The organism is Rhodococcus cercidiphylli, assembly GCF_033042225.1.
Lineage (GTDB): Bacteria > Actinomycetota > Actinomycetes > Mycobacteriales > Mycobacteriaceae > Rhodococcoides.
Window position 1 is genome coordinate 104,838 of the sequence record NZ_JAWLKE010000001.1, and the last position, 21,780, is coordinate 126,617.

Here is a 21,780-nt window from a genome sequence, read left to right on the forward strand (position 1 = left end):
AGATTTCCGCCACTAACCTACGGGACCGTAACTTACGATACGGTAGGTGACGGAATTGCACATGGCCTGATTACGCGAGCTGTGTGTTCACGACTGCCAGGAGGTTGTATCCCATGGCGATTACGGACGTCAAAGAATACGCGCATCTGACCGATGCCGACATCGAGGCGTTGGGCCACGAGCTCGACTCCATCCGACGTGACATCGAAGCGTCCCGCGGCGAACGCGACGCCCGGTACGTCAAGAACACGATCCGCCTGCAGCGATCCCTCGACATCGGTGGCCGGGCCGTGCTTTTCGCCAGCCGCAAGCGTCCCGCTTGGCTGGTCGGCACCGCCATGCTCGGGGTCGCGAAGATCATCGAGAACATGGAGCTCGGCCACAACGTCATGCACGGCCAGTGGGACTGGATGAACGACCCTGAGATCCATTCCACGTCGTGGGAGTGGGACAACACGGGCCCGTCGGCTCACTGGAAGCAGACGCACAACTACATTCACCACAAGTACACCAACGTGCTCGGCATGGACGACGACGTCGGCTACGGTCTGCTCCGCGTCACCCGCGATCAGCGGTGGAAGCCCTTCAACATCGGCAACCCCGTCTACAACCTGCTGCTGCAGTTGTTCTTCGAGTACGGAGTGGCGCTTCAGCACCTCGAACTGGGCAAGGTCGCCAAGGGTCGAGTGCCGCGCGAGGAATTCGAGCAGAAGCGGCGCGAGGTGCTCGAGAAGGTCGGCAAGCAGATCGGCAAGGACTACATCCTGCACCCGTTGCTGACCGGACCTGCCTGGAAGAGCACGTTGACGGCGAACATCGTCGCCAACATGATGCGCAACGTGTGGACCAACACCGTCATCTTCTGTGGCCACTTCCCGGACGGTGCGGAGAAGTTCACCAAGTCCGACATGGAGGGTGAGACGCAGGGGCAGTGGTACCTGCGTCAGATGCTCGGCAGCGCGAACTTCAATGCCGGTCCCGTCATGGAGTTCATGAGCGGCAACCTCTGCTACCAGATCGAGCACCACCTGTTCCCGGACCTCCCCAGCAACCGCCTGCGGGAGATCAAGGTTCGAGTGCTCGAACTGGCGGAGAAGTACGACCTGCCGTACACGACCGGTTCGATCGTTCACCAGTACTTCCTGTCCTGGCGAACCATCGCGAAGCTGTCGCTGCCGAACAAGTACCTGAGGGCGACCAGCGACGACGCTCCCGAGACGGCGTCCGAGCGCAAATGGGCCGACGCGCCGGCGGGCCTGTTCACCGTCGATCCCGAAACCGGCAAGCGTCGTGGTTTGCGCACCGCCATTGCAGAAACGAAGAAGCGCAAGGGAATTCGCAGGCTGGTCGGTAAGGCCGCGTAAGCCCTGCACCGAATTGGAGCCTGGTGGCAACCGACCCCGAAGCGGGTGGTTGCTACCAGGCTTCGTTCGTTCGAATGGCCTCGAACAGTAGGCGGACCGAAACGACACCCTCCGAGGGCGCCCGTTCTGTCGGGTCAGCCTGCCCCGCTGGTGAATCGACGCGATGACATCATCGCCGGCAAGGTGTGGTTGTCGACCTGCGTCCGATCGCGGGCTTTCGGCGCAGAGGCCCGTCAGTCGCTGCGGACGATCATGTCCACGGCCGCCTCGATGACGTCGTCGCTCGGGACGGTGTCGAACATCAGCGACGGGCAGGCGACCACGCCGGCGAGCATGGAGATGGCCGCTTCCAATCGTGGCCCTTGGAAGGACTTTTCGAGCATCTGCCGGACCGGACGCTGCGCATTGGTGTTGATGGCGTCCCGCAGTCGACCCACGGTTTCGACGCTCGCCCACTGGGCCATGGCGATGAGCACGCGATCGAGCCGCAGCTCGATCACTGCGTGGCGGAACAACTTCAATTCGGCGATCAAGTCGCTCCGCAGGTCGCCGGTGGCCTCGTGGTGAGGCATGTCTCCCAGGGCATCGAGTGCGACGAGCACGAGGTCGATTTTGGAAGGCCAATGTGAGTACAGGGTCGTCTTGGAGTATCCGGCGATCTCGGCTACTCGGGCGTGGGTCAACGCGTCCGAACCCTCTTGGGTGAGAACCGCCAAAGCGCTACGCGCGACGTCCGCCCGGGTGCGGGCCACCCGCGGTTCGGCGGGCACCGTGAGCTGCTCGAGCTTCTGTACGGATGTCATGTGTGTTCACCTCGCCTCACGTGTGAAGCGGCTGACTATACGCCGCAGCGTCCAAAATAGCTGATGTACAGAAAGACCAGTTCTGGATCGATCAATCACTAGTGAACTAATAGTTCAGTACAGTACGGTTAGTTCGTCCGGTAAGTATCACGCGCTCAGAGGTGAGAGATGATTCCCGAGGAACTAACTCAGTCACAGTTCGACACGGTGTACAACTTTTTGTCCCTGGTCATCGCCGCGCAGCTGTTCGGTTCGCTGTTTCTGCTCGCAGCTCAGCCGCGGGTGCTTGCGCGGTATCGCCAGGCCCTGGTTATCTCTGCGATCGTGTGTGGCATTGCTGCATACCACTACTTCCGCATCTTCGAATCCTTCAAGTCCGCGTTCGTCACCGACGCCCAGGGTGGGCGCGGGACGTACGTCCAGGCGGTGGGCGAGTCCTTCAACGAGGGGTATCGCTACGTCGACTGGTTGCTCACGGTCCCGCTGCTGCTGACCGAGCTCATCGTCGTTCTGGCACTTGCCAAGAAGCTGCAGGCTTCGTTGCTCTACCGACTGATCCCGGCGTCTGCTCTGATGATCGCACTGGGTTACCCGGGGGAGATCAGTGCTGACAACACCATTCGAAACGTCTTCGGATTGCTGTCCACCATCCCGTTCCTGTACATCCTCTACGTGCTTTTCGTAGAGCTGACGCGTTCGCTCGACCGGCAGCCCCCGGCAGTGCGGCAAACCGTCAGTCGGATGAGGATTCTTCTGCTGGCCACCTGGGGTGTGTACCCGATCGCGTACATCATTCCGCTGTACTTCTCGGACACCGGAGCCACGGCGTGGGTTGCGAAGCAGGCTGGATACTCGATTGCCGACATCCTCGCCAAGGTGCTGTACGGCCTGTTGATCTACAAGATCGCTCGCCTGAAGTCCTTCGCCGATGACCCCGATTTCGCGGCGCGGGAAAATGAGCTCGAAGTTCGGCCCGCGTCGGCCGGGAAGAACGGCTCGTAGCGCACGATCGTGAGTCTCACTGAACAATCGGGCGACTCGACGACAAGCACCTCCGCCCCACTGCTGACTGCTGCGACATGGTCGCGGTGGTTGGTGGTGGGGACGGTGGTGATGTCGAGCGGCCACCTGATCGGGCTGCCCGCCATCACCGCGCCGGTGGCGTTGGTTGTCGCGGGCGTGGCTTTCCTCGCAGGGATCCCGCACGGGGCGATCGACCATCTGATGGCAAAGCGATTGTCCGGGGGTGCACCGCTACTGGCGGTAGCCGCGGTCTATGCGGGCGCGGCTGCCGCAGCATGGGCACTGCTGGAGTGGGTCGGTCCGATCGCCTTGGTCGCGGCCGTGCTGTTCAGCGCGGTGCATTTCGGAATGGGGGAACTCGAGGTCTCCCGGTTGCTGACCGGGTGGCTGCCACGACGGATTCCGGCTGCTGCGATCGTCGTAGCGGGCTCCGGTGCTCTGGTGTTGCCGTTGGCGCGTTCGGGCGATCAGCTCCTTCGAGTGGCGACAGCTGTTTCGCCGGAGTTGGCCGTCCTCATTTCACTTGCGCCGGTTCAGATAGCACTGGTGTCGACGTGGTGCGTTGCGGCGTCCGTCGCAGTGGCCGCCGCCCTGCGGTCGGGGCATCGAACGGTGGCGCTCGATGTCGTAATTATCGGTGCCCTCGGGATGGCGGCACCACCGCTGGTGGCCTTTGCGGTCTGGTTCGGCTGCTGGCACGCGCTGCGCCACACCGCGCGATTGTTGACGGTCGAGCCCGGCTGCGCCGCACTCCTCGTCGATGGTCGGGGGCGAGCGGCGACCTGGCGGCTGGTTCGGCTTTCCGCAGTGCCGTCGCTGGCGGCGTTGACAGCGGTGCTCGCCCTCGGCTGGTTCACCGTTGCGTCACCGAACCCGACGACGATGGTGGCCGAGGTGCTTCGCCTCCTGCTCGCGCTCACCGTGCCGCACATGGTGGTGGTCTGGTGGCTCGATTTCGTGCCCTCTCGGCAGGTGCACGGGCCCGGCGCACGACCGGCTGCCGCACCGGCACCATCCGAGTCCCGACGCAGACTTCGACCGCTGCCGAGTTCCTACCTGTCCATAGCTACCAAGCGTCGTTCGTTCGAACGGCCTCGAGGAGCAGACGCACGGCGGCGACACGTCGAGCAGCATCGCCGGTGAGGGAGTCGAGGGCGCACTCTGGATCGGCGGGCGGCCCGAGGTGCGTGCATCCTCGGGGGCAGTTCTCGATCGTGTCGGCCAGGTCGGAGAACGCTGCGACGACGTTCTCGGGGGAGATGTGCGCCAGTCCGAACGACCGGATCCCGGGAGTGTCCACCACCCAGCCGCCGCCGGGTAGCGGTAGCGCCACCGACTGCGTCGAGGTGTGGCGGCCCTTGCCGACGCCCGAAACCACCCCCGTGGCGCGATACGCGTCGGGCACCAGCCGGTTGACGAGCGTGGACTTTCCGACGCCCGAGTGTCCGATGAGCGCGGTCACCGAGTTCGTCAGCATCGAGGTCAGCTCCGTGAGGTCCTCGGACTGGCCCGCCAGCACCACCGGTACGTCGAGATCGGCAAAGGCGGCGGTGAATTCTTCGGGGTCGGCCAGATCGCTCTTGGTCAGGCACAGAACGGGTTCGAGTCCGCCGACGTACGCCGCCACGAGTGCTCGTTCGACGAAGCCGGTGCGAGGAGGTGGGTCGGCGAGCGCGGCGACGATGAGCAGCCGGTCGGCATTGGCCACCACGACGCGCTCGAACGGGTCGGTGTCGTCCGCGGTGCGACGCAACACCGTCCGCCGCTCGGCCACGCGCACTATGCGAGCCAGAGTGTCGACCTTGCCCGACAGATCTCCGACGATACCGACCTCGTCTCCCACCACGATCGGAGTTCGGCCCAGCTCGCGGGCGCGCATCGTCACGACCGGCCGTGCCGGATCACCGTCGAGCACGCATCCCCATCGGCCGCGGTCGACGGACACGACCATGCCTGCTTCTGCGTCGTTGTGTTCGGGTCGAGTCTTGGTCCGTGGTCGCGAACTCTTGCCCGGTCGAATCCTAACGTCGGACTCGTCGTACCGGCGCGCGGTCAGGAGCCGACCCCGCTCGGTGTCGATGCGGACAGCATTGCGTCCCACAGCGTTTCGAAGCCGGGGAGCGTCTTGGCGGTGGTGCCGATGTCGTCCACCTCGACCCCGGGTACCCGCAAGCCGACGATCGCGCCTGCGGTCGCCATGCGGTGGTCGGCGTAGGAGTGCCAGACGCCTGCGTGCAGCGGTGCCGGATCGATTCGGATGCCGTCGTCGGTCTCGACGGCGCGTCCGCCGAGTCGGACGATCTCGGTTGTCAGTGCAGCGAGTCGGTCGGTCTCGTGGCCACGCAGATGGGCGATGCCACGCAGAATCGACGGCCCCTCGGCCAGTGCGGCGAGCGCCGCGACCGTTGGGGTCAGTTCGCCGATATCGTGGAGATCGAAATCGATGCCGCGCAACGTATCCGGGCCCTCGACGGTCAGGATGCCTGCGGTCAGGTCGACTCGAGCGCCCATCAGGGTGAGTATCTCGCGGAATGCGTCGCCGGGCTGAGTTGTCGATTCGGGCCAATTCGGCACGCGCACTCTGCCTTTCGTCACCACCGCTGCAGCGAGGAAGGGGGTGGCGTTGGACAGGTCCGGCTCGATGGTCCAGTCGATCGGCGCGACCGGGCCTGGGTGCACCCGCCAGGTGTTCGCGTCACCACCGGACTCGGGGGTATCGACTCGGACGCCCGCACGCCGCAACATCTCCACGGTCATGTCGATGTGCGGCATCGACGGAACGGGCTTGCCGATGTGGTGGATTTCGATTCCCTCGTCGAAGGCCGCAGCGGAGAGCATCAGACCGGAGACGAACTGCGAAGAGCCCGAGGCGTCGATCTCGACCGATCCGCCGCGCAGCGAACCGGTGCCACGCATCGTGAACGGCAGCGCGCTGCCGTCGATCTCGGCCCCCACCGCGCGCAGAGCGTCGAGGATCGTGTCGAGCGGTCGGATACGTGCCTGCTCGTCGCCGTCGAACGACACTTCGCCTGCGGCGAGCGCAGCCAGGGGTGGCACGAAGCGCATGACGGTACCTGCCAGCCCGCAGTCGACGGCTCCTCCGCGCAGCGGTGCCGGAGTCACCCGCAACGACGTCCTGTCGTCCTCCGCGGCCTCGATATCGATGCCCAAGGTTGTCAGGGCGTCGATCATGAGATCGGTGTCACGGCTGCGCAGGGCACCGGTGATCGTCGACGAGCCGGTGGCGAGCGAGGCGATGATCAGTGCGCGATTGGTGATCGACTTCGATCCGGGCAGAGTGACTGTCGCGTCGACGGGTGCGACGGCGGCGGGGGCTGTCCAATTGCTCACCCGTCCATCTTCTCTCATTCGGGATCAGCGCGCGGCGATGGGCGCGGATGTAGCGGCTGTGAGCCGGACGAGATCGGCCGGTGCGAGTTCGATCTCGAGTCCGCGCCGACCTCCACTGCACAGAATCGTCTCGAAACCGAGGGCCGAAACGTCGATCGCGGTGGGCAGGGATCTGCGTTGGCCGAGAGGTGAGATACCGCCGAAGACGTACCCGGAGGAGCGCTCGGCGGCAGTCCTGTCGGCCATCGTGATCTTTCTGGTGGACAGCGCGGCGGCCGCGGCCTTGAGCGAGAGCGTCGTCGTCACCGGGACGATCGCCACCGCCAGCGAGCGATCCGCTCGTTCGACGACGAGAGTCTTGAAGACCTGTTCGGGCCGAACGCCGAGTCGTTCGACGAGTATCTGTGCCGCCTCCTCGCCGTAGGACTGCGCCCGTGCGTCGTGGTCGTACGAATGCACGGTGTGCGCCACCTTTCGTGCGGTGAGCAGCGCGAGAGCGGGTGTGGACGCAGCCATTCACGGGACTCTAGCGATCGGGCGGGAACACGGCGGCGCGACGCCGTGTTGTGCAACAACAGATACGAATGCAGGTGGAAGGAATGACGAATGGCAGTGCTGACCGCGGGACGTCCCCTCGCGCTGAAGGGGGTGATCTCTTCGCAGAAGTCGACTTCGGGCGCGGTAGCCTGGGCGGTGGAAGCTATCGAAGGGATCAGCGTGACAGAAGCCAGCAATCCCGTCGCTGACGTGGACGACGAGAAGGCGATCGCGGAGCGCAGAGCTGCCGAGACCGAGGCGCAGTTGACCGAGCGCTTCGAGCGCGACGCGCTGCCGATGCTCGATCAGCTCTACGGCGCAGCTCTGCGTATGACGCGCAACCCCGCCGACGCCGAGGATCTGGTTCAGGAGACGTTCGTGAAGGCCTACTCGGCTTTCCGGTCGTTCCGTGAGGGCACGAACCTCAAGGCGTGGCTGTACCGAATTCTCACCAACACCTACATCAACTCCTACCGCAAGAAGCAGCGTCAGCCCGCTCAGTACCCGACCGACGAGATCAGTGACTGGCAGCTCGCCGCCACCGCCGAACACACGTCGACGGGGCTGCGTTCCGCCGAGGTCGAGGCTCTGGACGCGTTGCCGGACGACGACATCAAGGCGGCGCTGCAGTCTCTACCCGAAGAGTTTCGGATGGCTGTCTACTACGCCGACGTCGAGGGGTTCCCGTACAAGGAGATCGCCGAGATCATGGGCACTCCCATCGGCACGGTGATGTCGCGTCTGCACCGCGGACGCAAGCAGCTGCGGGGCCTGCTGGCAGGGGTTGCACGCGAGCGTGGTTTCAACCGGGACGGCGCAGTCGACCGGCACGAGCAGGAGGTAGTCCAGTGACGGGCACCGGAAAGATCGATAGCGGGAACGACGGCGACGCACAGTTCGAGCGTCTCGACTGCTCGGCGGTGATCGCGGACGTGTGGGTGATGCTCGACAACGAATGCGACGAAGCGAGCCGATCCCGTCTGCAGAAGCACATCGACGAATGCGGATCGTGCTTCGAGGCCTACGGAATCGAAGAGAAGGTCAAGCGGCTCATCTCACGCAAGTGCGGGGGAGACCAGGCACCGGCCGGGTTGCGCGAACGACTCAGCGTCGAGATTCGACGAACCGTACTGATCCGCCAGACGGACTCCGAGTAGTCGCAGCTCCTACCCACGAACGACGAGGGGCCGAGAAGCAGTCGCTTCTCGGCCCCTCGCGGCTTGTGGCAAACCGTCAGCTGTTGGGACGTTTGCCGTGGTTGGCCTTGTTGCCCTTACGAGCACGCTTCTTACGTCCACGCTTTCCCATGATGGGCTCCTCTCGTTTGTTCACTACAGTCTCCCACGTGTGATTGGCTTACTGTGACGGGCCTGGTCTCATATGGGTGTCCAGCGCAGTTCGTGGTGACGTGAGAGAGGGGTTCGCCGATGTCCGAGGACGTTCGCGCGGAAATGGTGTCCACTGTGTTTCAGGTGGTCGTGGCCCGAGGCGATGCCGTCGAGGTCGGTGACACCCTCGTGATACTGGAATCGATGAAGATGGAAATTCCTGTGCTGGCCGAGACCGCAGGGACGGTCACGTCGGTGGACGTCGCGGTGGGCGACGTCATTCAGCAGGGCGACCTCATCGCCGTCGTGTCCTGAGCAACGATCACGTGAGATCTCGTGTCGACCCTCAGTGACCTTCTGGCCGAGCACACCGACCTCCCCGGTGTTGCGGTGGACCATCTCCAACGCGTCGTAGGCGAGTGGCAGCTGCTGGCCGACCTGTCTTTCGCCGATGTGCTGCTGTGGGTCGGCACGGACGACGTGTCCAGTGGGACTGCCGACGTACTGTGTGTGGCTCAGTGCCGGCCGACGACCGCGCCCACGGTCTTCACTCACGACATCGTGGGAACGACGATCTCCGAATCCGAGCACCCCGATGTGATGGTCGCGCTGCAGCAGCGGAAGATCGTGCACGGAGGCGTGGTGACGCGAACCGAGAGCATTCCGGTGCGTTGCGGAGAGCACGTCATCGCGGTGCTGACCCGCGATACCAATCCCGCGCAGCTTCGACCGCCGAGTGCCCTCGAGGTGGCGTATCGAGAATGCGCCGACGACCTGTGTCTGATGATCAGCGAAGGCACGTTTCCCACCCCCGAAGAGCGCACCGATGTGAACTCGTCCCCGCGTGCAGGCGACGGATTCATTCGCGTCGACACCGAGGGGTTGGTGGACTACGCCAGTCCCAACGCCCTCTCGGCGTACCACCGGATGGGATTGACGACCGAGCTGTCCGGCCGGGATCTGGCGTCGGTCACGCGGTCGCTGGTCACCGACCCTTTCGACTCGCAGGAAGTGGCCGATCACATCAGGTCGTCGCTCAACGGCAACGTGGGACACCGGATGGAGGTCGATGCCCGCGGTGCCACCGTTCTCGTGCGCACGCTGGCCCTGCAGCCGCGCGGAAGGTCTGCCGGGGCGGCCGTGTTGATCCGCGACGTCACCGAGGTCAAGCGCCGCGATCGTGCTCTGCTCAGCAAGGACGCAACCATTCGGGAGATCCACCATCGGGTGAAGAACAACTTGCAGACGGTGGCGGCGCTGCTCCGACTTCAGTCGCGCCGACTCGAGAACGAGGAAGCGCGCACGGCGTTGTCCGAGTCGGTCCGCCGAGTCACGTCCATTGCACTCGTGCACGAAATGCTGTCGATGTCGGTGGACGAGGAAGTGGACCTCGACGAGATCGTCGATCGATTGGTGCCGATCATGCTGGACATCGCCACGGTCAATCCGAGGGTGCGAGTGGTGCGCGAGGGCAAACTCGGAGTCTTCTCGGCCGAACGCGCGACGCCCTTGGTGATGGTGCTCACAGAGCTGGTGCAGAACGCGATGGAGCATGGATTCGACGCCGGGTCGGCCGGTGTCGTCCGAATCGGAGCCGACCGGTCCGCGAAATGGCTGGATGTTGTCATCCACGACGACGGGCGCGGTTTGCCCACCGGGTTCTCGCTGGAACGCTCGGACGGCCTCGGGCTGCAGATCGTGCGCACTCTGGTCTCGGTGGAGCTGAACGGATCGCTGGGTCTGCATCCCGCGGCGGGTGGGGGAACCGACGCGATGCTGAGGGTTCCCCTGGGACGGCGTGTGCCCAGGCCCTGATGCACGTTCGGTGAACAGTGCGTAACGGGCTCGTCGACCGCCAGAGGGACCCTGGAGGCCCGTGGAACGCAGAAAGCCCGGTATCCGCTACAGCGGATACCGGGCCTCGAGCGTGTGCTGGTTTCGCGTCCTAGACGGAGCTGCGTGCGCGCGTACGTGCGTTGCGTCGCTTGAGTGCACGGCGCTCGTCTTCACTCATTGCGCCCCATACTCCTGCGTCCTGGCCGGATTCGAGTGCCCAGGACAGGCATTCAGCGGTGACGGGGCACCGAGTACAGACGACTTTGGCATCGGCGATCTGCGCGAGCGCCGGACCACTGTTTCCCACCGGGAAAAATAGTTCCGGATCTTCATCGCGACAAATTGCCTTGTGGCGCCAGTCCATCCTCTGCTCCTTACCGGGCGCCGAAGCGCCGTTTCGTTTCTCTTCTGTTCACGAGTGGGTAACCAATGTTTCCGCACTGTTGCTTGTGAATGCTTTCACGAACTCAGGTGAAGTCAAGGGGTACGCGCGTGACCGTGGTCAAGCTCACTCTGTTAGGCTCGCTTTAGCCTTCTGCGCTCCTTTGTACCCCGAGTGAACAGATTTCGCTCGTGATTTCACAGAAAGTGCGCTCTGCGCCTCAGTGGGACTCGGCACACGCGGCCCCTCACATGCTCGGCGCAACCACCTGCAGCGCGTCGGGAGTGGAGAAGAACTCGGCCTCGGTGCGTTCGCCCAGGTAGTCGCCGTCCATCTGCAAACCGACCGGTTCTGCTGAGGAAATACGGACGCTCGGTACATCGTCGATACGAATCAGCTTGCGAGACTTCGGTTCTGCACCTTTGGCAAGCAGCTGGCGAGAGACCCGCAACGTAGGGAACAACGCAGTCGAGCGCATGCCGAACACTCCGAGACCCGAATCGAAACCGGTACCCGGATTGGTGTGCACCGGCCTCTGGTTCAAATAAGTCCACGGACTCGAATTCGACACGAACGCATAGTGGACTCCCTCGAACGGATCCCGACCCGGAACCTCCACCGTCAACCGAGCCGGCTGCCGCTTGTGCTTGAAGAACTCCTGCACAGCCGACCGCAGATACCGCGTCGCAGACACCGGCTTGCCGTCCTTACGGCCGGCATCGATCGCCCGACACACATCGGCATCCAGACCCATACCCGCGTTGAAAGTGAACCAGCGATTGTCGCAATGCCCCAACCCGATCGTCCGCCGCGCCCGTGCGTCGAGCAGCCCGATCAACTGATTCGTCGCCGCCACCGGATCCGCCTCGATACCCAACGAACGAGCGAACACATTCGCACTACCGCCAGGAACGACCGCGATCGGCGGAATCGCACCGATCGTCACCGCCTGCATCGACGTGGGCAACGGCACCCCGAGCAAACCGTTGATCACCTCGTTGACCGTCCCGTCGCCACCGTGAACGATCACCAACCCCATCCCGTCCTCACGGGCACCCCGAGCCAGCTCCGACGCATGATCACGATGAGTCGTCTGCGCAACCGTCACCCGCACCCGACTCGACAATGCATGAGCCAACAGATCCCGAGCCGCAGCAGTCGTAGAAGTCGCATTGGGATTGACGATCAGCAGCGCACGCACGAGCAATGACACTAACCGGGTCGTTCCGCACGCTCCACTCCCGGTTGCCTAGGCTGGTCGCGTGTCCACCTCACCCGAGAACCTCACCCCGCCGGCCACGTTTCGATCCGCCGGGGCGCTCGTCGCAGCGCAGGGCGTGGCGTCGTTGGTGGCCGCGATCGTCCTACTCGTCCGAGCGTTCTCCGGAGAAGGGGAGAACGCAGTGGCCAACGGGTACGGCACCGCGGGATGGTTCGGCGTCCTGGGCATCGGAGTCGGAGCCGCAGGCGTTGCCCTGGTCCTCGGAAAACGCTGGGGACGATCCATCGCCACGGTCGTACAGCTGTTGCTGCTGCCCGTCGTGTGGTCGCTGTTGACCGGATCGCATCAGACCGTCTACGGCGTCGCCCTCGGAGTCGTGGTCGTCGGCGTGCTCGTCTTGCTGTTCAGCCCGCCGTCCTCTCGGTGGATGGCCGCCGAATACAGCGACGTCGACGACGACTTCCGATGACGTAGTCGTTTCAACGCGCCTGAATGGCCAACTCGACCAATGCATCCTCGGTCAGGCGGAACGTGGTCCACTCGTCCTGTGGCTCTGCCCCGAGCGATCGGTAGAAGCCGATCGACGGGGTGTTCCAGTCCAGAACCGACCAGGCCAACCGCGTGTACTGCCGATCGACGCATTCGGCGGCCAACGCGGCGAGCAGTGCAGTTCCGAAGCCTTCTCCCCGCGCGGCGGGTTGCACGTAGAGATCCTCCAGATAGATTCCGTTGACTCCGTCCCACGTGGAGAAGTTCAAGAACCACAGCGCGCACCCCACCACCGTCCCCTCGTGCTCGGCAACGTGCGCGAACACCGACGGCTGCGCTCCGAACAGAGCGGAGCGAAGCTGCTCGTCTCGAACGGTGCACAGCGAGGACGACTTCTCGTATGCGGCGAGTTCGTGCACGAGAGCGGTGACGGCGGGAACATCGGCCTCGGTGGCGCGGCGAATCATCCTGGGTTTCCTTTCGGTGCCGTGGCGGCGGTGAGGATCGACGGGTGCACGTTGTGAGCGACGAGCTGGCGGAACGAATGCTCGAAGCCGAGCAACGAGTACGCGGCGGGCGAGAGGGCGAAGCGTTTGCCCTCGGTGATGGGGGCCTCTGTCCAGCCGGCGATCAGTGCGCGCGAGAAGTGGCCGTGACCGACCAACACGACGTCGCGGCCGCTCAACAGCGGCAGGACGACCGAGAGCACCATGTCGACGCGCACGGCGATGTCACCGATGGACTCACCACCAGGACACGGATGAGTCCAGACGGTCCAGTGCGGCACAGTTTCGTGGATCTGCGTCGACGTGATGCCTTCGTAGTCTCCGTAGTCCCACTCCGACAACGCATCCCACTCCCGATCGGCCTCGAGGCCTGCGAGCTCGGCGGTTCGACGTGCGCGCTCTCGCGGGCTCGTGATCACCAGAGGATCGCGCAGGTTCAGTAATCGGAGCAGCGATCCTGCCTCGACGGCCTGTTGCTCGCCGACGCTGGTGAGGGGGACGTCGGTGTTACCGGTGTGCTTGCCGGCAAGCGCCCATTCGGTCTCGCCGTGCCGGAGTAGAACGACTCTGCCTGCCTCGACGCCGCCGTGTGTGGTCATGGAACGATCATGCCTGCCCTCGCGATGTGGCCCTTGTCATAGTCGACCTGCGGATGTGTCCGATTTGTCGATTGAGTACAGACCTACCGGCCGGTTACTCTCTTTCCGAATCGTCACTGCCATGGGCGACGCAGCTCTGTCCGTCGTGCCGCACAGCTCGATTTCCGCGGCATGCTGATGCTCTCGCCCGGCCTCGCACTGTTCCTCTACGGCGCGTCCTCGGTCGTCGAAACCGAAACCGTTCTCGCGGTGAAGGTGCTGGTCCCGGTCATCGTCGGGCTCGTGTTGATCGTCTTGTTCGTGTTCCATGCACTGCGCGTGCAGCATCCCCTGATCGATCTACGGCTGTTCCGGAACAGGTCGCTCACCGTGGCCGTGATCACCACGACGCTCTTCATGGTCGCCTTCATGGGCGCGGGTCTGCTGTTCCCGAGCTATTTCCTGCTTCGTGGAGAAACGACGTTGACTGCCGGGCTGCTGCTCGCACCACAGGGCATCGGCGCGATGATCGCGGTGCCGATCGCCGGAGTGATCGCCGACAAGTTCGGTCCCGGCAGGATCGTGCTGGTGGGGATGGTGCTCATCACCGCAGGGATGGCGGTGTTCACTCGGGTCGGCACCGACACCTCGTACACCGTGCTCATCGGTGCACTGTTCGTCATGGGATTCGGACTCGGTTCGACGATGATGCCGATCATGACGGCTGCGCTGCAGACGTTGACCGACGAGACGGTTGCGCGCGGCTCGACGTTGATGAACATCGTCCAGCAAGCGGCCGGTTCGATAGGTACCGCACTGATGTCGGTGGTGCTGACCGCTCAACAGAAGCCCGCACTGACCGCAACCAGCCAGGTCGAGGCCTTCGACATCTCGGCCAGGGCCTTCGGGTCCACCTTCATGGTCGCGTTGGTTCTGATCGTCGTCACGTTCGTTCCCGCCTTCTTCCTGCCCCGGACGAAGCACGTGACCGAGCGGTCCGCGGCACCGATCTCGCTGCACTGACGCGCCCGAGAGATGCCGAACCCTCGCTCATCGGCTCGATGTAAGCAAGGATCAGGGCCGTGACGACAATTCTTGCGGTTGCGAATCAGAAGGGCGGCGTCGCCAAGACCACCACGGTGGCTTCGCTCGCGGCTGCGCTGCATGCTCTCGATCGACGAGTCCTGGTGGTCGACCTCGACCCGCAGGGCTGTCTGACGTTCTCTCTCGGACACAATCCCGACAAGCTCGATTCCTCGGTGCACGAGGTGCTGACCGGGGATGCGAAGGTCGAGGACGTGCTGATCGAGACTGCGGAAGGAATCGTTCTGCTTCCGGCGACGATCGATCTCGCAGGTGCGGAAGCCCTGCTGCTGATGCGCGCGGGTCGCGAGTTCGCGCTCAAGCGAGCACTCGCGCCGATCCTCGAGGATTTCGATGTCGTCGTCATCGATTGTCCGCCGTCGTTGGGGGTGCTGACCCTCAACGGCCTCACTGCCGCACAGTCGGTGCTCGTGCCCCTGCAGTGCGAGACCCTCGCTCATCGCGGGGTCGGGCAGTTGTTGCGAACGGTGTCCGAGGTGCAACAGATCACCAACCCCGATCTGACGCTGCTCGGTGCCCTTCCCACACTGTTCGACGCCCGCACCACGCACAGCAGGGATGTGCTCGGCGACGTCTCGGACCGCTACTCGTTGCCGGTTCTCGCACCGCCGATTCCGCGGACCGTACGCTTCGCCGAGGCCAGTGCCTCGGGCGCGACGGTACTCTCGGGACGAAAGAACAAGGGCGCACAGGCCTATCGAGGACTTGCCGAGAATCTGCTGGCGTACTGGGACGGTAAAGCCGATCTGAAGACATACGATCCGGCGGAGTAGAACGAAGCCCGTGCCGGCGGGTCAGCCGAGAGCGACCACGTCGGAACCGCGTTGCTCGACGATCACATCGCCGATCACCGACATCTGTATCGGGCCGTCGTAATCGCCTCGGTCGACCGGAATGTCGGCCGTCGAGACTCCGGTGGAGAGATCGACCACCGAGATGCCGTCGGGCACCGGTAACAGGAGTCGACCTGCCATGACCGCTCCACTTCCGAGGGCTCCGGGGACGGTCCAGAGAGGGCTCAGGTTGTTGGAATCGAACGCCTGGACCCCCGTGCCGGTGAACCAGGTGAGAGCCGAACCTGCCTTCGTCGCAGGAAGATACGGGGTAGGGGAGGAGCCGGCCGGGAGAGTGAATTCGGACAGTTTCGCGGCCGCGTCGTCGTAGAGTCCTACCCGGTCGGGCGCGCCGTTCTCCGCTGGAATGTACAGCGCGACAACGCTGCCCGTGATCGCGATGATCTGCCCGGCAGTGGGTGCGTCGGATCGGGGAACGAGTTCCGGTACCACCGTCGACCCGTACTCCTCAGGTTTACCGGCGTCCTTGGGTGCAGGATTCATCAGCGACAATCGGGCAGCGGTCTCTCCCGGGCACTGTTCGAGCACAGCCGTCCGCGAGTTCGTCGAGGCCGAGGACAGCAGCGTGCACCCAGTTCGCGGCTGACTACCCGGATTGACCGGGGCATCGACTCGACCGTATTCGAGGGTGCGCACCATGTCCGACCGCCACAGCTCCATGCGAGTGTCGCCCCTCGACGTCACGTAGGTGCCATCGGAGGACAGGCGGACCGCATCGTCGGCGTCGGATGTGCGCTGTGCCTTGCGTTCTCCGGTGGCCCCGTCGAGTTCGGTCACCTGGGAGCAGCCGCGGTCGTCGCGGTAGACCGCGACCGCGGTGTTCCACGACGCGACCACCGAGCAGAGCGGGAGATCGCGTGTGTACGACCAGGATTGCTCACCGGACCGCGGATCGCGGCCGAGGACGGAGCCCCCGTCCGCAGTCACCACCGTGGATCCGGTGACGACAGGCAGCGGGGTCCGCGTCGAATCCGTCGCTGCACTCGGCGCACGCCACAGTTCGGTGAGCGCAGTGGGCACCGTGAGCGCGGGCTCGGCCTGAGCCAGCGGCTCCTCGGCCGGGATCGATGTGGTTCCGCGAGCATCACCGGTGAACCAGGCGATGCTCGCGGCAACCACTACCACCACCGCGATGACGGCGGCGACGACGAGGTCGGTTCTCGTCCTTCGTTCTGGAGCCAGCACGGCGGGAGATTACTCCGACGCGCTCGCAGTCGAGGATCCGGCGTCGGCGGACGATCCACTGGGGCGACGACGCCTGCGGCGGCGCGGCGCAGTCTTGGTGACCGTGTCCGCGGACGCCGCATCGGACGTATCCGACTGTTCGGCAACCGATTTCGTTGCCGGTGCGGAATCGTTCTGCGCAACGCTGGTTGCGGCGGTGTTGTCGCCGTCCTGCCCTGCGCGGGTGCGACGCCGACTGCGCGAGCGGCGCGGCTTGGTAGCCGAAGACGCGTCGGCCGCAGGCGCTGCCGTCGCCTCGCCGTCGTCCGCCTTCTCCGGGGCGCGCGAGGGTGCCTTGCGTACCGTGCCGGTGGCATCGGTGGCGATACCGAGGTCGGTGAACAGGTGCGGCGAGCTCGAGTAGGTCTCGACCGGATCCGGCATGCCGAGATCGAGCGCCTTGTCGATCAGCTGCCAACGGGGGATGTCGTCCCAGTCGACCAGGGTGACCGCGATGCCGGTGCGCCCTGCACGGCCGGTGCGGCCGATGCGGTGCACGTAGGTCTTCTCGTCCTCGGGGCACTGGTAGTTGATGACGTGGGTGACGTCGTCGATGTCGATACCGCGGGCCGCGACGTCGGTCGCCACCAGAACGTCGATCTTGCCCGTCCGGAACGACTTGAGGGCCTTCTCGCGCTGGACCTGGCCGAGGTCACCGTGCACGGCACCGACCGAGTATCCGCGCTCGGCCAGCTCGTCGGCGACCTTCTGGGCGGTGCGCTTGGTGCGGGTGAACACCATGGTCGCGCCGCGACCCTCGGCCTTGAGAACCTTGGCGACCATCTCGACCTTGTCGAGGGCGTGGGCCCGGTAGACGTGCTGGGCGGTGCGGTCGTGGACGGCCGAGGACTCCGCCTCTTCGGCGCGGATGTGCGTCGGCTGAGTCAGGAAGGTCCGGGCCAGAGTGATGATGGGGCCGGGCATCGTCGCCGAGAACAGCATCGTCTGACGCTTGTCGGGAACCATGCCGAGGATGCGCTCGATGTCGGGGAGGAACCCGAGGTCGAGCATCTCGTCGGCCTCGTCGAGGACCAGGACTCCGACCTTGCCGAGGATCAGGTGGTTCTGCTTGGCGAGGTCGAGCAGTCGGCCCGGGGTGCCGACGACGACGTCGACGCCGTTCTGCAACGCGCTGATCTGCGCCTCGTACGGACGGCCGCCGTAGATGGAGAGCACCTTGACGGGGCCGTTCGCGCCGCTGAGGTACTTGGATGCGTTCTCGAGGTCGGAGCTGACCTGAACGCACAGTTCACGGGTCGGCACGATCACCAGGGCGCGGGGAGTGCCGTCGAGCGGGGAGGTACCGGAGTTGTCCGTGGCGAGTCGGTGCAGCAGGGGCACCCCGAAGCCGAACGTCTTGCCCATTCCGGTGCGTGCCTGACCGATGAGGTCGTCGCCCGCGATGGCGAGCGGCAGCGTCAACTCCTGGATGGCGAACGTGCGCTCGATTCCCATCTCGGAGAGCGCACGAACGATGGTGGGGTCCACGTTCAGTTCGGCGAAAGTGGGGGGTACGTGCGTGTCGTCCAGCTGCGCCGACAGCGTGGTGTCGCCGGTGTCGGATTCTTGGTCGATGACTATCTTGCTCAGGGGACTGGCCTTCCTCGTGGTCGAACGTGCGCACGAGGAGGGCATAGGCCTATTGCCGGCCGAAGTCGATGCCCTCGATCCGATGTGATGTCGCCGTCAGCCTCAGCGCGGCCGCGAACTGCGATGTCCGCTGCGGCGAAGCTGTCGAGGCGACCCGGATCAGGTGCGCACACATTATCGATGACCGTCGTGTGCTTCTTCGGTCCGTTTCATCGGTCCGCGAGTGACGATCGAGCACCATGGTAGCTTGCCGAACGGAATTCTCCATTGTCGGCAGGTCACGGTAGGTCCAGCGCGCGCCGCGACGAGGCGTCGGGCACCGGACTACGATTGCCAGCCATGGGAGCCCATTCGTCGGAGCCGTCGTCCGCAGTTTCACCCACCACTGTCGTCGAGTCGCCCGAGTCGGATCGAGTCGAGCCGGCTATCGCGCACGATCACCCCGGTATTCCGGATCTGTTCGCGGTGCTCGCGTACGGCGAGATTTCCGCGTTCTATCGCCTGGCGGACGACGCTCGAATGGCTCCGTCGATGGAGGGTCGCGTCGCGCTCGCGAGCATGGCGGCTGCGGAGATGAGTCACTTCGAGACGTTGCAGAGAGCCTTGTCCGATCGTGGTCTCGACGTCTACGCCTCGATGGACCCGTTCGTTCGCGCCCTGGACGAGTACCACGAGTCGACGACGCCGTCGACGTGGTTGGAGTCGTTGGTCAAGGCGTACGTCGGTGACGGCATCGCGGCCGATTTCTACCGGCAGATCGCGCACAGTCTCGCCCCCGACGTGGCCGAGATCGTCCGCGACGTGCTGGCCGAGACCGGGCACTCGGAATTCGTGGTGCACGAGGTGTCCGATCGGGTTCGTGCGAGCTCGCAGGAGAAGGCGCGATTGATGCTGTGGGGTCGTCGTCTGCTCGGTGAGGCCATCACCCAAGCGCAGTTCGTGCTCGCTCGCCGTGAGTCGCTGACCGATCTCGTCATCACCGCATCGGGAGACCTCAACGGTGTCGTCGCACTGTTCGATCGCATGCAGGAACAACACGCGGAACGGATGTCCTCACTCGGCCTCGACTGACCGCACAGGACTGTGTTCGCTGACAGCACAGGGCGTCGGGCGTCTGGCTCGACGCCGCTGCACTAGCCTGGCGTGAGCAGAGTTGTCGAGAGTTCGGAGGTTGACCGTGGAGGTCAAGATCGGTGTTTCGGAGAGTTCCCGTGAGCTCGTCGTGAACAGCACGCAGTCCCCGGCCGAGGTCGAAGCGCTCGTATCGACCGCCTTTGCCGGTAAGGATGGAGTGCTGGCGTTGGAGGACGAGAAGGGACGCAAGTTCTTGATCCAGGCTTCCAAGGTGTCGTACGTCGAGATCGGTCCGTCCGATTCTCGGAAGGTCGGATTCGCGACCGCCTGAGACTGCTCGGAACGCAGAACACGCCCCTCACTCGCATCGAGTGAGGGGCGTGTCGAGTTTGCGGGTTGCGAGGCTACGGTGCCTGCAGGGGAACGTGCGACAGACCGCCCCAGGCCAGCGAGACCGTGGTGTCGACGGCGTCTTCCTTCGAGATCGGCCGGTCGGCTTCGAGCCAGTACCGAGCGGTGAACTGACTGGCACCGACCAGGCCTACGGCCAGTACGCGAGCTCGATAGGGATCGAGTCCGGAATCGTGGGCAACGAGGTCGAAGACGGCGTCGACGCACGCTTCGGTTGCCTGCTCGACGCGTGCATTGACCTGCGGGTCGCCCATCAGATCGGATTCGAAGACCAGGCGGAATCCCTGTGTGTCGGTGTCGACGAAGTCGTAGAACGCCAGCACCGCGGCACGAACTCGTTGCTTGTTGTCCGTGGTCGAGCGCAGAGCCTGGCGTACTCCTGCGATCAGGGTGTCGACGTAACTTTGCAGCACCGCCAGATAGAGCTCGAGTTTTCCGGGGAAGTGCTGATACAGGACCGGCTTGCTGACGCCCGCGCATTCGGCGATCTCGTCCATTCCGGATGCGTGGTACCCACGGGTCACGAATATCTCGCTCGCCGCAGCGAGCAGTTGCGCCCGACGGGCATCGCGAGGCAGCCGTGCGCCGCGCCGATTGCCGGTGGTGGCCGGCCGGTCCGAAGACCTCCGGTCGTCGAGATCTGTCATCAATTATGTTCCCATCCGCGTCGACAGCTGCGCTCGTCTTGGTTCGACAACGAACGGTCCGGCATGAACTTCCGGCGGGTGGCCGTCGGTTCGGACCGCTCGTAGCGCAGATCACGGGCAACGATACTCGTGGCGGCCGGCACCCACGGGATCCTGGGGGACCGTTGCGGAAAGTGGGCGATACCGGAACATGTCGAGCGGTTTGTTCGTACGATGTTTTCGTACCGAAAACCCGATAGTTCCATTCCCGGTATCGGCGTGCCGAGCAGCGGGCGGTGAGGATTGTGAGATCGTGTTCGAGTGACTGACCGAGGCGGGCCGCGTATCCGCGGTGGTGTGCAGTCGGACGGCGTCGACGACGGTTACGACGATCGCGCGGACGATTTCCCACGCAGCGTGGGCAGTCGCGGATCGCATCAACCGCTCCGCGCGCAGTGGGATCCGACGCAACGCGAGGTGAAGCTGCGCAGTCGTCGACCGGATCGCGATATCAGGAAGCAGAGCAAGCTCGGAAAGTTCGCGTCCACGTACGGCTGGCGGGCGTACGCGGTGCCGATTCTGATCGTGGTGACCGCGCTCGTCGTATTCGATGCCGTGCGGACCGGTGACCCCGTCACCGGCACCGCAGCGCAGTCGGCCAACGCCGATCCTGGATTCGGCACCTTGAGTTCGGATACGACGTCGGGTACCGGAATCATCGGCGTTCCGCCGCAGGCCGACGGTAACTTCGCAGCGTCGATATCGTCGGGTGAACTGCCCGACGGTGGTCCGTTCGCGGTGGAGGGGGCCGGAACGTGGCACACCGTTCCGGGGACAACGGAGCAGGTGGGGCAGGGGACCGAGCGGGTGTTCACCTACACGGTCGAGGTCGAGGACGGCGTGGACACGGTCGGGTTCGGCGGCGACGAGTCGTTCGGCCGATTGGTGGATCAGACCCTTGCCAACCCCAAGAGTTGGACCAACGATCCACGGTTCGGATTCCGTCGCATCGATCAGGGCGATCCCGACTTCAGGATCTCGCTGACGTCGCAGATGTCGATCCGGCAGGCCTGCGGTTACGACATTCAGCTCGAGGTCTCCTGCTACAACCCCGGCATCGAGCGAGTGGTGCTCAACGAGCCGAGGTGGGTGCGTGGGGCGATCTCGTTCCAGGGCGACATCGGCTCGTACCGCCAGTACCAGATCAATCACGAGGTCGGCCACGCGATCGGCTACCAGCAGCACCAACCGTGCGAGACCGACGGTGGGCTCGCTCCGGTGATGATGCAGCAGACATTCGGAACGAACAACGACGACATCGCGCGACTGGACCCAGCGGGCGTCGTTCCGATGGACGGCAAGACCTGCCGATTCAATCCGTGGCCCTACCCGCGAGGCTGATCGGCTGGGTTTCCGACAGGCCGGGGGATTAGATTCGAACGTGTCGCGCCGGGTCACCGGCCGCCGTGTCGAGTCGA

24 protein-coding genes and 1 pseudogene are annotated in these 21,780 nt (G+C 64.7%); 13 read left to right on the forward strand and 12 right to left on the reverse strand.

All coding sequences use genetic code 11. From position 1 onward, the window contains the following. The first annotated feature begins 113 nt into the window (after positions 1-113). Positions 114-1,364 (forward strand): fatty acid desaturase family protein, encoded by a 1,251-nt coding sequence (locus tag R3P95_RS00495; RefSeq protein WP_283347038.1) that lies wholly within the window; start codon positions 114-116, stop codon positions 1,362-1,364. A gap of 233 nt (positions 1,365-1,597) precedes the next feature. Here the strand turns inward: R3P95_RS00495 and R3P95_RS00500 are convergent, their stop codons facing one another. After that, entirely contained in the window at positions 1,598-2,167 is a 570-nt protein-coding gene (locus tag R3P95_RS00500) for a TetR/AcrR family transcriptional regulator (protein ID WP_149405458.1), read from the reverse strand. 207 nt (positions 2,168-2,374) lie between these two features. Here R3P95_RS00500 and R3P95_RS00505 point away from each other — a divergent pair, with 207 nt between their 5' ends. Together R3P95_RS00505 and R3P95_RS00510 are read left to right on the forward strand one after the other, a co-directional pair. Further along, positions 2,375-3,169 carry a bacteriorhodopsin-like gene (locus tag R3P95_RS00505; protein ID WP_223145633.1) on the forward strand — a complete coding sequence of 265 codons (795 nt, stop codon included), beginning with the start codon at positions 2,375-2,377 and terminating at the stop codon, positions 3,167-3,169. A 9-nt stretch (positions 3,170-3,178) separates the two neighbouring features. Further along, positions 3,179-4,333, forward strand: a complete 1,155-nt coding sequence (locus tag R3P95_RS00510) for a beta-carotene 15,15'-dioxygenase, Brp/Blh family (RefSeq protein ID WP_317547112.1) — start codon at positions 3,179-3,181, stop codon at positions 4,331-4,333. On the opposite strand, the gene rsgA is transcribed toward R3P95_RS00510, so the two are convergent. The 3 genes from rsgA to ybaK are packed head-to-tail and all read right to left on the reverse strand — an operon-like array spanning position 4,257 to position 7,057. Beyond that, the gene (rsgA, locus tag R3P95_RS00515; protein ID WP_188078567.1) at positions 4,257-5,291 is read right to left on the reverse strand and encodes a ribosome small subunit-dependent GTPase A; all 1,035 of its coding nucleotides are present in this window, start codon (positions 5,289-5,291) and stop codon (positions 4,257-4,259) included. The two genes, R3P95_RS00510 and rsgA, sit on opposite strands and share 77 nt — an antisense overlap. Next, complete coding sequence (gene aroA, locus R3P95_RS00520; protein WP_149405462.1) at positions 5,243-6,559, reverse strand: 3-phosphoshikimate 1-carboxyvinyltransferase; 1,317 nt, start codon at positions 6,557-6,559, stop codon at positions 5,243-5,245. Before aroA ends, rsgA begins: the two co-directional genes overlap by 49 nt. A gap of 6 nt (positions 6,560-6,565) precedes the next feature. Next, the gene (gene ybaK, locus R3P95_RS00525) at positions 6,566-7,057 is read right to left on the reverse strand and encodes a Cys-tRNA(Pro) deacylase (protein ID WP_149405463.1); all 492 of its coding nucleotides are present in this window, start codon (positions 7,055-7,057) and stop codon (positions 6,566-6,568) included. A gap of 90 nt (positions 7,058-7,147) precedes the next feature. Between ybaK and R3P95_RS00530 the strand changes: the two genes are divergently transcribed. After that, positions 7,148-7,930 carry a sigma-70 family RNA polymerase sigma factor gene (locus R3P95_RS00530; protein WP_094642309.1) on the forward strand — a complete coding sequence of 261 codons (783 nt, stop codon included), beginning with the start codon at positions 7,148-7,150 and terminating at the stop codon, positions 7,928-7,930. Beyond that, the gene (gene rsrA / locus R3P95_RS00535) at positions 7,927-8,235 is read left to right on the forward strand and encodes a mycothiol system anti-sigma-R factor (protein ID WP_262498294.1); all 309 of its coding nucleotides are present in this window, start codon (positions 7,927-7,929) and stop codon (positions 8,233-8,235) included. The genes R3P95_RS00530 and rsrA overlap by 4 nt, the downstream gene beginning before the upstream one ends. 76 nt (positions 8,236-8,311) lie before the next feature. Here rsrA and R3P95_RS26090 read toward each other — a convergent pair whose 3' ends face one another. Then, positions 8,312-8,386: a 50S ribosomal protein bL37 gene (locus R3P95_RS26090; RefSeq protein WP_370878772.1), complete on the reverse strand. Its 75-nt coding sequence runs from the start codon at positions 8,384-8,386 to the stop codon at positions 8,312-8,314. Between the two features lie 119 nt (positions 8,387-8,505). Here R3P95_RS26090 and R3P95_RS00540 point away from each other — a divergent pair, with 119 nt between their 5' ends. Beyond that, entirely contained in the window at positions 8,506-8,721 is a 216-nt protein-coding gene (locus R3P95_RS00540) for a biotin/lipoyl-binding carrier protein (protein ID WP_008717734.1), read from the forward strand. Positions 8,722-8,742: 21 nt separating this feature from the next. Beyond that, positions 8,743-10,221 (forward strand): sensor histidine kinase, encoded by a 1,479-nt coding sequence (locus R3P95_RS00545; protein ID WP_068045643.1) that lies wholly within the window; start codon positions 8,743-8,745, stop codon positions 10,219-10,221. 130 nt (positions 10,222-10,351) lie between these two features. Here the strand turns inward: R3P95_RS00545 and R3P95_RS00550 are convergent, their stop codons facing one another. Both R3P95_RS00550 and R3P95_RS00555 read right to left on the reverse strand, forming a co-directional pair. After that, positions 10,352-10,606, reverse strand: coding sequence for a WhiB family transcriptional regulator (locus tag R3P95_RS00550; RefSeq protein WP_032366305.1), 255 nt, complete (start codon positions 10,604-10,606; stop codon positions 10,352-10,354). Positions 10,607-10,871: 265 nt separating this feature from the next. Continuing rightward, on the reverse strand, positions 10,872-11,825 hold the full coding sequence (locus tag R3P95_RS00555; RefSeq protein WP_068045641.1) for a diacylglycerol/lipid kinase family protein: 954 nt from the start codon (positions 11,823-11,825) through the stop codon (positions 10,872-10,874). Positions 11,826-11,886: 61 nt separating this feature from the next. Between R3P95_RS00555 and R3P95_RS00560 the strand changes: the two genes are divergently transcribed. After that, on the forward strand, positions 11,887-12,315 hold the full coding sequence (locus R3P95_RS00560; RefSeq protein ID WP_149405464.1) for a hypothetical protein: 429 nt from the start codon (positions 11,887-11,889) through the stop codon (positions 12,313-12,315). Between the two features lie 10 nt (positions 12,316-12,325). Here R3P95_RS00560 and R3P95_RS00565 read toward each other — a convergent pair whose 3' ends face one another. Continuing rightward, positions 12,326-12,802: a GNAT family N-acetyltransferase gene (locus R3P95_RS00565; RefSeq protein WP_149405465.1), complete on the reverse strand. Its 477-nt coding sequence runs from the start codon at positions 12,800-12,802 to the stop codon at positions 12,326-12,328. Beyond that, on the reverse strand, positions 12,799-13,440 hold the full coding sequence (locus R3P95_RS00570) for an acid phosphatase (RefSeq protein ID WP_149405466.1): 642 nt from the start codon (positions 13,438-13,440) through the stop codon (positions 12,799-12,801). Before R3P95_RS00570 ends, R3P95_RS00565 begins: the two co-directional genes overlap by 4 nt. 159 nt (positions 13,441-13,599) lie before the next feature. On the opposite strand from R3P95_RS00570, the pseudogene R3P95_RS00575 reads away from it, so the two are divergent. Continuing rightward, a pseudogene (locus R3P95_RS00575) lies at positions 13,600-14,442 on the forward strand (MFS transporter); the annotation flags it as partial. Positions 14,443-14,501: 59 nt separating this feature from the next. After that, a complete protein-coding gene (locus R3P95_RS00580) occupies positions 14,502-15,296 on the forward strand; it encodes a ParA family protein (RefSeq protein ID WP_317547113.1) in 795 nt (264 codons plus the stop codon). Positions 15,297-15,317: 21 nt separating this feature from the next. Here the strand turns inward: R3P95_RS00580 and R3P95_RS00585 are convergent, their stop codons facing one another. Next, positions 15,318-16,562, reverse strand: coding sequence for an Rv3212 family protein (locus R3P95_RS00585; protein ID WP_317547114.1), 1,245 nt, complete (start codon positions 16,560-16,562; stop codon positions 15,318-15,320). A 9-nt stretch (positions 16,563-16,571) separates the two neighbouring features. After that, positions 16,572-18,236 (reverse strand): DEAD/DEAH box helicase, encoded by a 1,665-nt coding sequence (locus tag R3P95_RS00590; protein ID WP_317547115.1) that lies wholly within the window; start codon positions 18,234-18,236, stop codon positions 16,572-16,574. 294 nt (positions 18,237-18,530) lie between these two features. Between R3P95_RS00590 and R3P95_RS00595 the strand changes: the two genes are divergently transcribed. Then, positions 18,531-19,262 (forward strand): ferritin-like domain-containing protein, encoded by a 732-nt coding sequence (locus R3P95_RS00595; RefSeq protein ID WP_262498296.1) that lies wholly within the window; start codon positions 18,531-18,533, stop codon positions 19,260-19,262. Positions 19,263-19,368: 106 nt separating this feature from the next. Further along, the gene (locus tag R3P95_RS00600) at positions 19,369-19,596 is read left to right on the forward strand and encodes a DUF3107 domain-containing protein (RefSeq protein WP_068046048.1); all 228 of its coding nucleotides are present in this window, start codon (positions 19,369-19,371) and stop codon (positions 19,594-19,596) included. A 73-nt stretch (positions 19,597-19,669) separates the two neighbouring features. On the opposite strand, the gene R3P95_RS00605 is transcribed toward R3P95_RS00600, so the two are convergent. Further along, positions 19,670-20,323, reverse strand: a complete 654-nt coding sequence (locus R3P95_RS00605) for a TetR/AcrR family transcriptional regulator (protein ID WP_068046045.1) — start codon at positions 20,321-20,323, stop codon at positions 19,670-19,672. A 396-nt stretch (positions 20,324-20,719) separates the two neighbouring features. Here R3P95_RS00605 and R3P95_RS00610 point away from each other — a divergent pair, with 396 nt between their 5' ends. Further along, on the forward strand, positions 20,720-21,703 hold the full coding sequence (locus tag R3P95_RS00610) for a DUF3152 domain-containing protein (protein ID WP_149405639.1): 984 nt from the start codon (positions 20,720-20,722) through the stop codon (positions 21,701-21,703). The last annotated feature ends 77 nt before the right edge of the window (positions 21,704-21,780 follow it).